The sequence below is a fragment of the Posidoniimonas polymericola genome, assembly GCF_007859935.1.
Taxonomy (GTDB): Bacteria; Planctomycetota; Planctomycetia; order Pirellulales; family Lacipirellulaceae; genus Posidoniimonas; species Posidoniimonas polymericola.
In genome coordinates, this window is the sequence record NZ_SJPO01000018.1 from 17,168 (window position 1) to 32,792 (window position 15,625).

11 protein-coding genes and 1 pseudogene are annotated in these 15,625 nt (G+C 66.5%); 5 read left to right on the forward strand and 7 right to left on the reverse strand.

Translation table 11 applies throughout. The features are described from left to right. Positions 1 to 12 precede the first annotated feature (12 nt). Positions 13 to 477 (reverse strand): CBS domain-containing protein, encoded by a 465-nt coding sequence (locus Pla123a_RS23740; RefSeq protein WP_146591730.1) that lies wholly within the window; start codon positions 475 to 477, stop codon positions 13 to 15. A gap of 493 nt (positions 478 to 970) precedes the next feature. Here Pla123a_RS23740 and Pla123a_RS23745 point away from each other — a divergent pair, with 493 nt between their 5' ends. The 3 genes from Pla123a_RS23745 (at position 971) to Pla123a_RS23755 (ending at position 5,198) form a co-directional block, all read left to right on the forward strand. Beyond that, complete coding sequence (locus Pla123a_RS23745; protein ID WP_146591732.1) at positions 971 to 1,750, forward strand: glycosyltransferase family 2 protein; 780 nt, start codon at positions 971 to 973, stop codon at positions 1,748 to 1,750. Next, on the forward strand, positions 1,751 to 3,334 hold the full coding sequence (locus Pla123a_RS23750) for a hypothetical protein (protein WP_146591734.1): 1,584 nt from the start codon (positions 1,751 to 1,753) through the stop codon (positions 3,332 to 3,334). A 298-nt stretch (positions 3,335 to 3,632) separates the two neighbouring features. Then, a complete protein-coding gene (locus Pla123a_RS23755; RefSeq protein ID WP_146591736.1) occupies positions 3,633 to 5,198 on the forward strand; it encodes a hypothetical protein in 1,566 nt (521 codons plus the stop codon). Positions 5,199 to 5,220: 22 nt separating this feature from the next. Here Pla123a_RS23755 and Pla123a_RS23760 read toward each other — a convergent pair whose 3' ends face one another. The 3 genes from Pla123a_RS23760 to Pla123a_RS23770 form a co-directional block, all read right to left on the reverse strand. Next, positions 5,221 to 6,363 (reverse strand): baeRF7 domain-containing protein, encoded by a 1,143-nt coding sequence (locus Pla123a_RS23760; protein WP_146591738.1) that lies wholly within the window; start codon positions 6,361 to 6,363, stop codon positions 5,221 to 5,223. Positions 6,364 to 6,699: 336 nt separating this feature from the next. Next, entirely contained in the window at positions 6,700 to 8,109 is a 1,410-nt protein-coding gene (locus Pla123a_RS23765; RefSeq protein ID WP_146591740.1) for an NAD(P)(+) transhydrogenase (Re/Si-specific) subunit beta, read from the reverse strand. 121 nt (positions 8,110 to 8,230) lie between these two features. Further along, positions 8,231 to 9,820, reverse strand: a complete 1,590-nt coding sequence (locus Pla123a_RS23770) for a Re/Si-specific NAD(P)(+) transhydrogenase subunit alpha (RefSeq protein ID WP_146591742.1) — start codon at positions 9,818 to 9,820, stop codon at positions 8,231 to 8,233. A gap of 174 nt (positions 9,821 to 9,994) precedes the next feature. On the opposite strand from Pla123a_RS23770, the gene Pla123a_RS23775 reads away from it, so the two are divergent. After that, entirely contained in the window at positions 9,995 to 11,950 is a 1,956-nt protein-coding gene (locus Pla123a_RS23775) for a redoxin domain-containing protein (protein ID WP_146591744.1), read from the forward strand. Positions 11,951 to 12,036: 86 nt separating this feature from the next. On the opposite strand, the gene Pla123a_RS25130 is transcribed toward Pla123a_RS23775, so the two are convergent. From Pla123a_RS25130 to Pla123a_RS23785, 3 genes and pseudogenes are all read right to left on the reverse strand, one after another. Then, positions 12,037 to 12,816, reverse strand: a complete 780-nt coding sequence (locus tag Pla123a_RS25130) for a trypsin-like peptidase domain-containing protein (protein ID WP_231956619.1) — start codon at positions 12,814 to 12,816, stop codon at positions 12,037 to 12,039. Positions 12,817 to 12,999: 183 nt separating this feature from the next. Then, positions 13,000 to 13,713: pseudogene (locus Pla123a_RS25425) on the reverse strand (reverse transcriptase domain-containing protein); the annotation flags it as partial. 411 nt (positions 13,714 to 14,124) lie between these two features. Then, positions 14,125 to 14,370, reverse strand: a complete 246-nt coding sequence (locus Pla123a_RS23785; protein WP_146591748.1) for a hypothetical protein — start codon at positions 14,368 to 14,370, stop codon at positions 14,125 to 14,127. 381 nt (positions 14,371 to 14,751) lie between these two features. On the opposite strand from Pla123a_RS23785, the gene Pla123a_RS23790 reads away from it, so the two are divergent. Beyond that, positions 14,752 to 15,624: a hypothetical protein gene (locus tag Pla123a_RS23790; protein WP_146591750.1), complete on the forward strand. Its 873-nt coding sequence runs from the start codon at positions 14,752 to 14,754 to the stop codon at positions 15,622 to 15,624. Position 15,625 lies beyond the last annotated feature (1 nt).

Here is a 15,625-nt window from a genome sequence, read left to right on the forward strand (position 1 = left end):
TTCGGCCGGGGGTCAGGCGCCTTCCCGCTCGGCGTGGGGGCGGTCGCCGGAGGGCGACTGCGTGTAGACCGCGTCTGGGAAATGCTCGACCAGGTAGTGGACGATCCCGCGGACCGCGACAACCCCCGATGGCGAGCGGTCGCCGTCGACCACCGGCAGGTGCCGGTAGCCGCCCTCGGACATCAGCCGGATCGCGGCGCCGACCGTGGTGTCCTTGGCGATTGTCATCAGGTCGGTCGACATGGCCGACGAGACCGGCGCCGACAGGTCCGAGCCGGCTGCTAGCAGCTTCAGCGCATCACGCTCGGTGAAGATGCCCACCAGCTGGGGGCCCTCGCAGATCATCACCGCCGCCTGCTTCTGGGCGCGTAGCAGCCCCAGCACGTTCGCGAGAGGCTCGTCGGGCGTGGTTGCTAAGGGGGGGTCGGGCTGGGTAGCGCCGACGCTCTCACTCGAAAGACTGAGCTGGAAGTCCACGTCAGTAGGACCTGAGACGTCGGGGCACGCGGGCGCCGCCGAGCGCGCAAACTAGATAGGGGCGTCAAGCGAGTCGGGCAACACGCCCGGCAAAACGCTGTGGCATTCAACTGTGGCATTCAAGAGGGCCGGTCTACAAAAACGCCGCGGGACAGCCTGGCCAATCCCTCTCTGCCGGGTTGCCAAGCTGGCGTATTTGCTACAACACTCTTTCACGCCGGAGTTTAACACGCCCTCTTCCGGGATTGAACCGCAAAAGCGAGCCAATCTGCGCGGAATTCGGTTTAATTCCCGCAGCACGCTACCGCCGCCTCCGCGACTCCAGCGATTCGCCGCCGGGTGGCCAGCGATTCGCCTCCTGGTAGGCAGTTGTCTATGATGTAACGTCGCCAGACGCGACCCCAGCCCGCGGGGGCAACCGAGAGGGACTCACCACCCGCCGCCCGCCGAAACCGCGACCAAAACCCTGCCCACGGGGCAACCCGATCCGCCTATGAACTCGCGCTCCCGCTGCCTGACCGCGCTGCCCGTCTACAATGAGCGCGCCCACCTGACCGCCGTGCTGGACGAGGTCCAGCGGTACGCCAAGGACGTGCTGGTCGTCGACGATGGTTCGACCGACGGGGTCGGCGAGTGCCTTGACAAACGAACCGACATCTATGTCGAAACTCATTCGGTGAACAGGGGTTACGGCGCGGCCCTCAGGACGGCCTTCGACTACGCCATCAAGCACGACTACCTGGTCGTCGTCACCATCGACTGCGACGGCCAGCACGAGCCGCAGCGGATCTCCGAGCTGTTCGACGCCTGCCGCCACGCCGACATCGCTTCGGGTAGCCGCTACCTCGAGCTCGACGAGGCGACCGCCAGCACCGCCCCGACCGACCGGCGGCGGATCAACCGACAAATCACCGAGGAGCTCAACGAGCGCCTTGGCCTCGAGCTGACCGACGCCTTCTGTGGCTTCAAGGCGTACCGCGTCGACGCCCTGAAGAAGCTCAACCTCACCGAGGAAGGCTACGCGATGCCGCTCGAGCTGTGGGTGCAGGCGGTGCACGCCAACCTGCGGATCACCGAGGTCCCCGTGCCGCTCATCTACCTCGACGAGAAGCGCAGCTTCGGCGGAGCCCTCGACCAGTCCGAGAAACGCCTGGCCTACTACCGTGAGGTGGTCGACCGCGCGGTCGCCAAGCTCCCTTCTCCCCTGGCGCCGGGCGTGTCGCACGACCCGGCCCCGCTGTCGCTCGACCCGTGCCTTTCCCAGGACAAGTAGGTGGCTGGGGTCGATCGTTCGGCGTTCCGACAGTTCCGCGCGCCGCGCGGTCAGGGGCAGTCGCTGGTCGACCCAGGCTGGGACGAGCTCCTGCCGCTCGTGGAAGCCAACCGTCAGCTGGCCGCCGGGCTGCCGTATGACTTCGGCGGCACGCCGCTCGTCGAGCTCCGCGCCGCGGCCCGCTCCAGCCTGCTGCACGCCGCTACCGGCGCGACGGTGACCGACGCGCTCGAGCGGCCGCTGATCATGTCGGGCCACCAGCCCGAGCTGTTCCACCCGGGTGTCTGGTTCAAGAATTTCGTGCTCGACCGGCTGGCTCGGGAATCCGCGGGCCGGGCGGTAAACCTGGTCATCGACTCCGACCTGTGCCGCGCGCCGAGCATTAGCGTCCCCACCGGCGGGGCGACCTCTCCCCGGGTCGACGCGGTCGCGTTCGACGCCGCTTCGACCCCCCTGCCCTTCGAGCAGCGCGGCGTGCTCGACCGGTCGGTGCTCGAGTCGTTCCCCGACCGGGTCGGCGAGGCGCTGGCCGGGCTGATCGACCAGCCGCTGGTCACCGGGCTGTGGCCCCGGGTCGTCGCGGCGGTCGCCGAGGGGCAGCCGCTCGGCGCGGCGATCGGCGTCGCGCGGCACGCGCTCGAGCTCGACTGGGGGCTCGCCCACAGCGAGGCTCCGATCAGCTCGGTGTGCGACGCTTCGCCGTTTCGCTGGTTCGCACTGGACATTCTGCTCCGCCTCGACGATTTCCACCGCGCCCACAACCAGGCGCTGGCCGAGTACCGCACCGCCCACAAGATCCGCACGCCGGCCCAGCCGATCCCCGACCTGCACCAGCGCGACGGCTGGCTCGAGGCGCCCTTCTGGGTCTGGACCGACGACCAGCCCGAGCGCCGCCCGCTGTTCGCCCGCCGCGACTCGGGCCGCCTCGTGCTCTCCGACCTGTTAGGCGGCGAGTGGCCGATCGCCGACGCGGCCAACTTCGACTCCGGCGCCGCCCGACTGGCCGAGCTCCGCTTCCAGCACGGCGTCAAGATCCGCTCCCGCGCGCTGGTCACGACAGTGTTCGCCCGGCTGCTCTTGGCCGACGTCTTCATCCACGGCATCGGCGGCGCGAAGTACGACCAGGTCGCCGACCGGGCGGCCGAGCTGTACTTCGGCTTCGCCCCCCCGCCGCACGCCACCGCGACCGCCACGCTGCAGCTGCCGATCCCGCACGCCCCGCGGATCAGCCGCGACCGCCCCCGCGAGATCGCCGCCGAGCTCCGCGCGCTCCAGTACCACCCCGAGCGTCACCTCGAGTCGCCTCCGTCTAACGCTGCGGCGCACATCGACGCCAAACGCCGCTGGGTCCAAACCGACAAGACCCCCGCCAATGCCGCCGAGCGGCACCACGCCATCGAGTCGGCCAACGCCGCCCTGCAGCCGTTCGTCGAGCCCCGCCGCGCCGAGCTGCTCGTCGAGCAAGAGCGAACCACCGAACTGCTCCGCACCACCGCCGTGCTCGAGTCCCGCGAGTACGCCTTCTGCCTATTCCCGGCCGACTGGCTGCGCGAGCAGCTCCGCCAGGTCACGGCCCAGGCGTAGTGCGTGCCGTAATGACACCCCATTAGCCGCGGGGCGCCAGTCGCCGGTTTGGGATTGCGCTCTCGGAAGCCGAACGCCAAGACGGGCAAGCCGTTGGATTCCACCGCGCTAGCGCGTCGTGAGTACAGCGTTCCAGATCGCATCCGTCAAGCTATTAATAGTCGGTCGTGGTGACTAGACTCGAGGGTGCCCATTCAAATTTTTGATTCGCCGGCGTCTCACCGGCACAGCACGGGTGAGACGACCGCTTGCCACATGCGTCGCTCGGTTAGACGCCTCTTACAGTTAGTACAGCCAAATGAAGACCGTGTTGTGTTCTTGGGCAATCGCCGCCACGTGGATCTTGTTGAACGCGTGTGTCAGTCCCGGCTTCGCCGCGATCAACTCGTCTGGAGACGTGATTCCAGCGGATCTAGATGCGGGGGCCTCGCTCACGGTCGGCAACACCGGTGCAGGAGCTCTCGGCATTGATGAGGGGAGTCAGTTGTACTCTGGCACCAGTTGCATAGCGCGTTCGCCTGGCGCGCAAGGCGCCGTGACAGTCGTCGGCCCGGACTCCAGGTGGGAGAATGGCTGGCTCGTTGTCGGCGACGAAGGGGACGCGACGCTGGACGTCAACTCGGGCGGACTTGTTGCGACTCGGTCTGGCGCTTACATCGCCGCCGCCGCCGGATCAACAAGCTCGGCTGCGGTTGCTGGCGCCGGATCGCTGTGGGAGATGGCCACCTTTTTCAGGATCGGCAATGGGGGCTACGGCGCCCTAACCGTTTCGGCCGGCGGTCGGGTGGTCAACGGTTTTGGCAGCTCCCTTGGGACCAACTTAGGTGGAATCGGCCTGGCGACCGTCACCGGGGCGGGCTCGGAGTGGGACGCCGGCAGTGCGCTTCGAGTCGGCGAGGACGGCGTCGGGACCCTGCTCATTGAAGCAGGGGGGCAGGTCGTTAGCGGGACCAGCGACCTGGGGAGTAGCGTCGGGTCGATGGGCAGCGTGCGGGTCACCGGCGCCGGATCTAGCTGGACAATCACTCCCCGAAGCACGCTCGCCGATCCGCTGTCGATCGGCCACGACGGCCGCGGCGCGCTGACCATCGACTCGGGGGCGCAGGTGAGCAGCCGGGTCAGCTACATCGGGGAGCAGCCTGGCTCTACAGGGGCGGTGGTGATTGCCGGCGCGGGGTCGGTGTGGAACAGCCGCTACGAGTTGTCGGTTGGCCTGGATGGCGATGGGGAGCTAACCATAGAGTCGGGAGGGCGCAAGAACAGCCGTTCGGGGACGCTCGGCCATTCGACCAACGCGGTAGGCGCCGCGACGGTCACCGGTGTGGGGTCGCAGTGGAACAACGACCGCTCACTCGAGGTCGGAATTAACGGGCGCGGCGAACTCTGGATTTCTAGAGGCGGGCTCGTGAGCGTTGGCGACCGGCTGAGCGTCGACCAGGACCACGACGGCGACAGCCGTATCTATTTATCGAGTGGGGGGATGCTGGCCCTGCGGGGCCGAACCGACAGTTCCCTCGAGCATTTCTCAGACGCGATCAGCGGGTCCGAAGCAATCCGGTTCTGGGACAAGTCGCTAGCTGACTGGGCGCCGCTGGCGACCGCGACCTACGGAGTCGATTACTCCCTGGACTACCTGATCTCGGGCGATCTCGCCGGCTTCACGCTGCTAACTGTCGGCGACGTGTCAGACCCCGTTCCGGCGCCGAGTGGCGTCGCGTTGCTAGCCGCGGTTATCCCCGCATGCGGAACTCGGCGGTTTAGCCGCCAGCAATGCCGACGCACGTTGGCCTCGTCTCCTGATTGGAAAGAGAATCGCGGAGACGCCGACGATGCGAATAGGCGTCGTGGCAGGTATCCCGGGTAATGCCGTCTGTCGACTCGTCTGCCTAGAACCGGCAGATCGCCGCCACGTCACCCTTCACCGGCATGTTGTCCGGCGAGCACACCAGCACATCGCCGCCGGTGCGGAGCGTTTCGACGCCGGCGTGGGCCAGCTCAGCGCTCCGCTCTTCGGAGGCGGTCTCGTGGTGCTGCATCGCCGCTTCGGAGAAGACGAGCGTCTGCAGGCGCCCCTGCTCGGCGTGCTTGCAGATGGCGGACAGGTCGTCGGTCGCCAGGTCGCGTGACGCGGCCAGGCCGTACTTCTCGCTCAGTTCGCTCCAACGGGTCGCGTAGTGCGGACGCACGATCTCCCACGCCGGGTCGTGCAGCTCGTCGGCTGACGCTTCGTCGGGGTTGCGTGTGAGCGGCTCGTCGAGCAGACCGCGGTAGTCGCACGCCTCGCGGAAGATCGGGAATAGGTAGCCCACGCCGGCGAACAGGAGCGGCGTCGGCGAGCCGGTCTGCTCGCCCGCCAAGACCTTCGAGAGGGGCGTCGCGAGTCGATGGAAGAACTGCAGCAGCTCCTTCTTCTGGTCCTCGCCCTCACCGCCGCCGTGCCCGTGGTAGACCGGATCGCCCCCCGAGGCGCCGGCCTGCGCGGTCGAGTGGTACTGCAGGGCGGACTGGTACTCGTCGATGTTCAAGGCATCGCGGAGGTCGTCGGGCAGCAGGTCGGTTTCGATTTCGGAAAGCTGACGCGAATCGCCCTCGAACAGACGCACCTTGTTCTGGCTGACCGCCAGCAGGTAGAAGCGGCCGTCAGACTGCAGCGAGCGGAGCAGCGGGTTGAGGAAGTACTGCTCGGCAGCGAGCACAAACTCGGGCGTCGGGCCGTGCAGCCGGAACGCCTGGGCGCCGTCGGAGTTGAGCAGCACGGCGAGGCCATCGGTCGAGTACCGCCAGAAGTCGGTGTCGGCGTTATCTGGGAGTTCGGCCAGCGGCGCCAGCAGCTGCTGGCGTTTGTCGTGGTCAAGGCCACGCTTGGCGAGCTGTTCGTCGGCTTCTTTGAGCAGGTTCTTCAGCCGGATCGGGTCCTGCTGCGTCTCGCGGCCGGCGCGGTGCGTCGGCATGTAGAGCGACACACACGGCGACGCCTCGTTGTCGGCCAGGGCGATGATGTCGGTTTGCTGAACGGTCTTGGGTTGCACGGCGATGCTCCTTCGTTCGGTATGATTGGTAGCGGCGCCCAAGAGTGGGGCCGCTAGTCGCTTGCTGCGTAGGGCTGACGCCCGTCTGGCGTTACCAAAGGCAAACGGGGCGCCACCCAGCAGAGGGACCTACCCCGCAAGGGTTTGCGACGCAGCACGCGAAGCATGTTGGGTGGTGAGCGACCAACCCGGGCGGTCAACGCCCGCCACGCGCGACGCGTGCTGGCAGCGGACGATGAGATGAGAACCGCCAAGACGCCAAGGCCGCCAAGTGGCGTGGCCAACGCCGTTCCGTGGGAGGCCTCTCCGGGCCCGATTCCGCGCGAAGGGCCTGAGTTACAGCGCCCCGACCAACGCGTTCATCGTGTTGTGGGCGTCGCCGAAGAGCATGTGGGTGTTGTCGTAGTAGAACAGCGGGTTGTCGACGCCCGCGTAGCCGGCGGAGCGGCCGCGCTTGAGCATCACCACGCGGTCGGCCTCCCAGACCTCGAGGACCGGCATGCCGGCGATCGGGCTATTCGGGTCGGTCAGGGCGCTAGGGTTCACGATGTCGTTGGCGCCGATCACGAGGACGACGTCGGTCTGGGGCAGGTCGTCGTTGATCTCGTCCATCTCGAGGACGATGTCGTAGGGGACGCTGGCCTCGGCGAGCAGCACGTTCATGTGGCCCGGCAGCCGGCCGGCGACCGGGTGGATCGCGAAGCGGACGTTCACCCCCTTGGCCCGCAGCTTGTCGCTTACCTCGCGGACGGCGTGCTGCGCCCGGGCGACCGCCATGCCGTAGCCGGGCACGATCACCACGCTCTTGGCGTGCTGCAGCTCGTCGGCCAGCTCGGCGACCGTGGTCTCGGTGATTGTGCCGGTCTGCTCGGCGGCCTCGCCGCTGCCGGCGGTTGGGGCGGGGGCGGCGCCGAAGCCGCCGAACACGACGTTCACGATCGAGCGGTTCATCGCCTTGCACATGACGTAGCTGAGGATGGCTCCCGACGCGCCGACCAGGGCGCCGGTGACGATCAAGAGGTCATTGGAGAGCATGAAGCCGGCCGCAGCCGCGGTCCAGCCGGAGTAGCTGTTGAGCAGCGACACCACCACCGGCATGTCGGCCCCGCCGATGGCGGCCACCAGGTGGTAGCCGAGAAAGAGCGCGATCGCGGTGGCGATCACGAGCGGCAGGACCCCGTCGGCGATCACCGGGCCGGCGACCAGCACAAAGTAGACGCCGATCGCCAGGCTGCCCACCACCGCGGCCAGGTTGAGCAGGTGCCGGCCGGGCAGCAAGAGCGGGCGGCCGGACAGCTTGCCGCACAGCTTGCCGAAGGCGACCAGCGAGCCGGTGAACGTGATCGCGCCGATCCAGACCGCCAGGTAGATCTCGGTCAGGTGGATACGGACGCCGATGACGGTCTCGCCGTGTTCGCCGAAGTAGCTCGCGAAGCCAACCAGCACCGCCGCCGCGCCGACAAAGCTGTGCAGGAGCGCGACCAGCTCGGGCATCGAGGTCATCGCCACGCGGGCGGCCATCACCGCGCCGATCGCGGCGCCGATGAGCACTGCGATCCCGACGTACACCAGCCCCTGGCTAGTGATCTGGTGCGAGGTCATCGTCGCGCCGACGGCGATCGCCATGCCGATGATGCCGTACAGGTTGCCGCGCCGGGCGGTCTCCTGGCTGCTGAGCCCCTTGAGGCTCAGGATGAACAGCACCGCGGCGACAAGGTACGGGATGGAAAGGAGAACCTGGTCCAAGGTGGTATCGCGTGGTTGGAGGGGGCCGATTGGGGAATGCGGATTTCGGATTGCGGATTCAGCCAGGGCCGGCATTGCGACGAGACAACCCGCAATCCGAAGTCCCCAATCCGCAGCCAGCTCATCCTCTTCTGAACATCTTGAGCATGCGCTGGGTCACCAGGAAACCGCCGGCGACGTTGATCATCGCCAGCAGGATGGCGACCAGGCCGAGCGCGACCGCCGGGGTGAAGCCCGCCTCGCCGAGCGAGCCGCCGGTCAGCAGGCCGCCGACGATGATGATGCCGCTGATCGCGTTGGTGACCGCCATCAGCGGCGTGTGCAGCGCCGCCGAGACGTTCCAGATCACGTGCCAGCCGACGATGCACGCCATCACGAACACGGTCAGGTGCTGGACGAACTGCTGGGCCTCGCCGCCGGTGGCGCCGGGCGCCTCGTGCAGCTGGAACCGCATGTACAGCCAGACCGCGGCGAGCAGCAGCCCGGCGCCGATCATCACCGCGTCGAGCGGCGAGCGGCGGTCGTCGGCAGGAGCGGCCGCCTCGGTGGGCTTGGCCGCAGGTTTCGCCGGCGGCGCGGCGGCGGGCGTGGGGGCAGGCAGGGGTGGCGGCGGCCAGGTGACCGCGCCGTCATGCGTGACGGTGATCGCCCGGGTGACGGTGTCGTCCATGTCGATCTGCGGCTCGGCTCCGCCGAGGTGCTTGATCAGGTTGACCATCACGTTGGCGTACAGCGCGCTGGCGGTGTCGGCCATGCGGCTCACCAGGTCGGTGTAGCCGATCACGGTGACGCCGTGGGTCTGGATCTTCTGGCCGGGCTCGGTGTACTCGCAGTTGCCCCCCTGCTCGCCCGCCAGGTCGACCACCACCGAGCCGGGCTTCATCAGCTCGACCATGTCCTTCAGCCACAGCTTGGGCGCCGGCTTGCCGGGGATCAGCGCGGTGGTGATGACGATGTCGACTTCCTGGGCCTGCGCGCGGAACAGGGCGAACTCGGCGTCGAGGAACGCCTGCGAGACCTCCTTGGCGTAGCCGCCGGCGCCCTCGCCCGACTCCTCGATCTCGACCGTCAGGAACTCGCCGCCGAGGCTCTCGACCTGCTCCTTGGTGGCGGGCCGGGTGTCGAACGCGCGGACCACGGCGCCCAGGCCCTTGGCGGCGCCCACGGCGGCCAGGCCCGCGACGCCGGCGCCGATCACCAGCACCTTGGCCGGGGGCAGCCGGCCCGCGGCGGTCATCTGGCCGCCGAAGAAGCGGCCGAAGTTGCTGGCCGCCTCGACCACGGCGCGGTAGCCGGCGATGTTGGCCATCGCGCTGAGGGTGTCCATCGACTGGGCGCGGGTGATCCGCGGCACCGCCTCGAGGGCCAGGGCGGTGACCCCCTTGGCCGCTAGCTTGGCGAGCAGCTCGCCGTTCTGGGCCGGCTGCAGATAGCAGGCCAGCAGGTCCCCTTTCTCCAGCAGCTCGACTTCGGCGTCGGACGGCGGGCGGACCTTGAGGACCAGCTCGGCGTCGAACCACAAGGGCTGCGTGTGGTCGGTCACCTCGGCCCCGGCGTCGCGGTAGGCGTCGTCGGTGAAGCCGGCGGCCTCGCCGGCGCCGGACTCGATAGCCACTGAGTGGCCCAGCTTCAGCAGGGCCCGGACAGAATCGGGCGACGCGGCGACGCGTCGTTCTCCCGGGGCGGTTTCTCTGGGGATCGCGATTCGCACGACGAGGGCCCGCGTCTGTAGGGAGGATGAATGCCTTGGGTGAATTACTCAGGATAACGCTCGCCGCAAGCGCTGTCACCGGCGCCTTTGCGTTGTGAGCTTCGCGCCGTTGCGGCCCCAGCGCACAATGCAGGGACCCCGAACGCCCCGCAACCCACCGGCAGGACGCTTCCGATGCACCGTCTCCTCGTGTTGTCCTCGCTCACTTTCGGCCTGCTGGCCGCGCCCCTGCTCGCCCCGCAGGCGGCCCACGCCGCGCCCCGGCTGGTCGCCGACTTCACGCTGCCCGACCACCTCGGCAAGCCGTGGTCCCTGGCCGACCAGGCCGCCAGCGAGCTGGTGGTGGTCGCCTTCCTGGGGACCGAGTGCCCGCTCGCCAAGCTGTACGGGCCGCGGCTCCAGGCGCTGGCCGACGAGTACGGCCCCCGCGGCGTGCGGTTCGTGGCGGTCGACTCCAACTCGCAGGACTCGCTCGCCGAGATCACCGCCTACGTCCGCCGGCACGAAGTCCAGTACCCGGTGCTCAAGGACCAGGCCAACCGCGTGGCCGACCAGTTTGGCGCGACGCGGACGCCCGAAGTGTTCGTGCTCGACCGCTCGCGGCGGGTCCGCTACCAGGGCCGCGTCGACGACCAGTACGTCGTCGGCATCCAGCGCGATGAGCCAACCCGCGAGGACCTCCGCGCGGCGCTCGACGAGCTGCTGGCCGGCAAAGAAGTCTCGCAGCCAGCGACCAAGGCGCTCGGCTGCCTGATCGGCCGCACCCGCGAGACCAAAGAAGACAGCCAAGTGACCTACACGCGCGACATCGCGCCGATCTTCCAGCAGCGGTGCGTCGAGTGCCACCAGGAGGGCGAGATCGGCCCCTTCCCGCTGCTGACCTACGAGCAGGCGTCGGGCTGGGGCGACATGATCACCGAGGTGATCCGCGAGCAACGCATGCCGCCCTGGCACGCCAACCCCGACTACGGCCACTTCGCCAACGACCGCAGCATGCCCGACGACGAGAAGCAGCTCGTCTACCAGTGGGTCGAGAACGGCTGCCCCGAAGGCGAGCCGTCCGAAGCGATTGAGCCGACCACCACGGCCGCCGGCTGGCCAACGGCCCGCGAGCCCGACGCCGTGACCGACATGGCCGACCAGCCGTTCACGATCCCCGCCGAAGGCGGCCCCTCGGGCGTGCCGTACCAGTACTTCACGCGCCCATCGGGTTACGAAGAAGACCGCTGGGTCGAGGCCGCCGTTGTGCAGCCCGGCAACCGGCAGGTGGTGCACCACATTATCGTCTACGCCGACCCGCCCGGCGGCGAGGACCGCCGCGGCTGGATCTTCCTCACCGCGTACGTGCCCGGCCTGCGGTTCGACCCGATGCCCACCGGCGCGGCCAAGCTGGTGCCGGCGGGGTCCAACTTTGTGTTCGAGATGCACTACACGCCGATCGGCTCCGAGCAGACCGACATGAGCCGCCTCGGCGTGCTGTTCGCCGAGCCCCAGCAGGTCAGCAGCGAGGTCGTGACCTGCGAGATCGGCAACATGCGGTTCGAGATCCCGCCCGGTGAGCCAGAGCATGTCGTGACCGCCAGCAGCCGGCCGCTCGACCGGGCCACGACGCTCTTGTCGCTCTCGCCGCACATGCACCTGCGGGGCAAGGCGTTCCGCTACGAGCTCGCCACGCCGGGCGGCGCCCGCGAGGTGCTGCTCGACGTGCCCGCCTACGACTTCAACTGGCAGACCCGCTACGTGCTCACGGAGCCGCGCGAGCTGCCGGCGGGGTCGGTGATCCACTGCCGCGCGGCGTTCGACAACTCGAAGCAGAACCTGGCCAACCCCGACCCGTCGGCCACGGTCCGCTGGGGCGACCAGTCGTGGGACGAGATGATGCTCGGCTACTTCGACGTGGTGCTGCCGCGCGACGATGCTCGCCGCGCCGGCTCCAAGCCGGTGCACACCGGCCAGGACCTGGTCGGCATGTTCGACCTAGCCGACGCCGACCACAACGGCGGCCTGAGCGTCGAGGAGGCGACCGCCAACGAACGCCTCACCAAGCACTTCGCTTTGATCGACACCAGCGGCGACAAGCTGCTGCAGTTGGGGGAGATCCTGACGGCGGTGGCTCGGTATTTGAAGTAGCGGAGGCTAGATCCGAGCTGCCAGTGAAGCACGCCGACGTCGCGTGGTTAGTCGGTGGAGCCAAGGCGACGTCCGAAGAGGCGTTTCTATCTAATCGGCCGTTGCTGTCGATCATAGGATTTGAGCAGATCGTCTAAGTACTCTACGGGAACCGCCTGCCCGTAGGGTCTCGACGGCGCGGTGATTCCGCCAGCATCGGCGGCCTGCATGAATACGTTTTCCACAACTACACCCAGAAGGTTGCCTCCAGCATCAATCAAACTTCCTCCACTCAAGCCACCGCCACTTTGGAAGCTGACTTGGATGAATCGGAGACGGTCACTGTAATTCACAGGAAGCGCTTCGACGATTCCGCTGTGTACCACCTGCGTAACATTGCGTTGGGGGATACTGGGAAACCCAATCGCCACTATCTCTTCACCGAGTTCCGGCAACCGAACTTGTGTCGGGATTCTCGCGAGCTTCGAAAGCGCATTGCAGCTTAATAGGGCGACATCAGGCGTATTCGCGTCTGCATCGAGCGGTGCGAGCACATTGGCAACGAACTCATTGCCATCGTGCTTGAGCCTCAGGTCGTCGTGTACTGCACCACATTCTGTAAAGACGTTGTGGCGGGCTGTCGCAAAAGTGCCTTTTCCGATGTGGAAAGCAGTTCCGCAAGAAGGGTCGCCTTCTGGCGAAGTAAAGAGAAGGTGAAGCACACCTTCCGAGTATTTGCGAATCCAAGTCTGCCACTCAGCCCGGGAATTGTGCCGAGGGCTAGGGCGTGCGGTCGTGAGAGGTTTGACGTTAATGCTTGGTTGGCCTAGATCGTTGAATTCGCGTGAAAGGCGCCGCACGATAAAGTCATCTTTTCCTCGCACCATGCTTAGAAAGGCTATTCGCCCTCGTAGTACGCTCGAAAGTTCTGAGCCTCCACCTTCGTGGTACTTTTCTAGAAAATGTGCTTGCGCAGCGTCGTACCCGAATCTTCTCCAGGACGATAGGGCTGCCTCTATCCCTCTGACGAATTTGCGGCTTACGTTTGGGAAAGCGTTGACTGTTAGCCCTGTCACTTCTTGCCGGCGCGTCGACGTTCTGAACACCATTTTCGAGTGATTCAGTCGGAAGTCGTTGCTGGTTATAAGTTCCACGAGCCGCTCGCCAGGTTGCGGCTGCTCGACATCGAGTTCTACTACTTCGTGCGGAAAGTATCGGTCGTTGCTGGAAAAGGTTAGGTCGTCTGCGTAGCGAGAGTAACGCAACCGATGTTGTCTTGACAGTCGTAGTAGGTCGTTGTCGAGTGACCTGCACGCGAGGTTGGAAAGATAAGGCGACATGACGCCTCCCTGGGGGAGTTTCCCGTCGTCGCAGCAACAGATTTGAGCAAGGACCTCCGAAGCGTCCTCGCCAAATGAGAAGGGAGGGTTCTTGAAAATCCCTTTCACGCGTCCTATGTGGATGCTGGGAAAGAAATCTTCCAGGTCGAATGATGCTGTTAGGCGTCTTCCACAGTGAACACGAGCATTAGTCACGATGCTTCTGTTCTTCACGAATCCATGGACGCACACCTTTGGAGTGTACTGGCCCTCCAGCCGTCGCAGGAGCGTAGACTGCAGCCACTTGAGTCGCTTGGGCGGCGCGAGGATTTTCCTATGGCCACCGGAGGCCTTAGGGATCTGGAATTCTGTGTAACGTCGCCGATCGCAGTAGCCGTAGAGTATGGCGCATAGCCGGGCGTCACTGATCCCTAGGTAAGTTGCGACGTCTTGACGAGAATTCATGCAATTCTGGAGGCAAAGAAAAGTGCCCTACACTTGGTCCCCTTCCGCGATAGTGCGCCGATCGGACACACATGTAACGATGCTAATCGTCACGAGGTTGCAGTAGCGTGTGCTAGCAACATTGCTAGCGTTCCATCGCATACAGACGATGAAAACTCGACCAAGTGAGGGCCCCAGTAGCCTATCATCTGCACTTCACGCGATCTATGGGGCCAGCCAATAGCAATCGGTGCGCGCGGTCTTTGGCGAATCCGGCTCCACCTCGTTAGGCAGGTAGAAGCAGGCACTCGGCCATTTCCAATCGACTGGATTCTGCTAGAGTGCCCGGCGGATGGGATTTGTGTGCAGGCAGTCGAAACTGGACTCGATGGCTCTGTTGTCGCAAGAGGATGTTGCTGTCGAGCAGGAACCTCATTCACCGCGGCCTTCGTAGATCGACTCGCGGCTGTCGTCCATCGTTGTCTTCCGCTGGGGAAAGCTGTCGACCCAGCTCTTGAAGCCGGCCTGCCACTCCTCTTCGCTTAGCGAGGGGTCTTCCTGCGTATGCCGCTCAAACCCTTCACGCAGGGTCTGCGCGACAAACTGCTGGACATCGGCGCCGCTGGCGGCGAGCCGGTTGAGCTGGCTTTCGATGTCGGGGGGCAGTTGCATGTCCATGGCATGGTTCCTCACTACGATCATGCGGCATGGTTGCCTGGAAGTCAATCAAACGATGTCTGGCCTTGGGAGGCCTCGCCGGGGGCTAACGCCCCGCGGCTGATGGCCTGCAGCGGGGGCTGGGGTTGCTGGGTGGCACGCCCTCAAAGGGCGTGGTGAATCACCAGCGGGGCTACCACGCCCTTTCAGCGCGTGCCACCTGATGGCCGGCTCATGTGTGTGGGCACGCTTTCTTTGAGCGGCGGCGTTGCTTGTTGACGGCTCGGAGAGTGGTGCTACTTCGGTGCTTTTCAGTGGGAATGGGCCACCTAGTCGGCGAAAATTCGAATGTGGACAGAGGTGTCTATTCGCGATCGAACCGACAACGACAGGGGGCCGACGATGGCGCGACCACGGGTGCTGGATGAGGGGAAGCAGCGGGAGGTTTGTGCGCTGCTGACGGCGGGGATGACCATGGGCGAGGCGGCCGCGTATGTCGGCTGCTGCGAGAAGACGATCGGGCGGGAGCAGACCCGGGACGAGGGCTTTGACGAGCGGGTCCGCCGGGCGCGGATGGCGGCGCGGCTCGGGCCGCTGCAGGCCGTGCGGCAGGCGGCGGCCACGCACTGGCGGGCCGCGGCGTGGTTGGTCGACCGGCAGGACCGCCAGGAAGATCGCGAACGCCGGGCGCGGCGCGAGCAGGTTAAACGCAAGCAGCAGCTGGCCAAGTCGAAGCCGAAGCAGCCGGCGGAGCGGTGGAATCTCGAGCAGGAGATCCAGCAGATTGCTTCCGCGCGACCCGCGGCCGGTGAGCGTTGTTCGATCAACAAGAGTCCTCGGCGTCAGCCGAGGGAGCAGCCCAGCACCGCCGCCCTGCCGCCGACCACCAGAACCAAGCGGCCCTCACCGGTCGCCGCAGCGCTCCGCGAGATGGCGGGGCAGCTCGCCGCGTCGGCCAACCGGGAGTCGGCGCAGCGGACAAAATCGGCGCCGCAGCGTGTGTCGGAAACCTCGGCAGAGCCTGCAGCAGTAGGGGGAAACACGAACGACGGCGATCCGGCCGGTGAGGGTTTTGTCCCCTCGCTTCGTATTCTTGGACAAAACGAAGAGGGGGCCGCGATGGAGGCTGGCGAGCTCGCGGGCACTGTACCCTCCGCGGAACCCCCGGCTGCCGCCGGGGGCTGCTCCTCAAGTTTGGCTATGAGTGATCGGGCGGACAAGCCGTGTCTCCGCTTTACCCCCACCCCGGCCCTCCCCCGGAGGGGGAGCGAGTGAA

What these genes read in the sequence shown, in the direction of transcription:
- Pla123a_RS23745 (WP_146591732.1), top strand. Translation starts at nt 971, where the DNA reads ATGAACTCGCGCTCCCGCTGCCTGACCGCGCTGCCCGTCTACAATGAG.
- Pla123a_RS23755 (WP_146591736.1), top strand. Translation starts at nt 3,633, where the DNA reads ATGAAGACCGTGTTGTGTTCTTGGGCAATCGCCGCCACGTGGATCTTG.
- Pla123a_RS23775 (WP_146591744.1), top strand. Translation starts at nt 9,995, where the DNA reads ATGCACCGTCTCCTCGTGTTGTCCTCGCTCACTTTCGGCCTGCTGGCC.
- Pla123a_RS25130 (WP_231956619.1), bottom strand. Translation starts at nt 12,816, where the DNA reads ATGGTGCGAGGAAAAGATGACTTTATCGTGCGGCGCCTTTCACGCGAA.
- Pla123a_RS23785 (WP_146591748.1), bottom strand. Translation starts at nt 14,370, where the DNA reads ATGGACATGCAACTGCCCCCCGACATCGAAAGCCAGCTCAACCGGCTC.
- Pla123a_RS23790 (WP_146591750.1), top strand. Translation starts at nt 14,752, where the DNA reads ATGGCGCGACCACGGGTGCTGGATGAGGGGAAGCAGCGGGAGGTTTGT.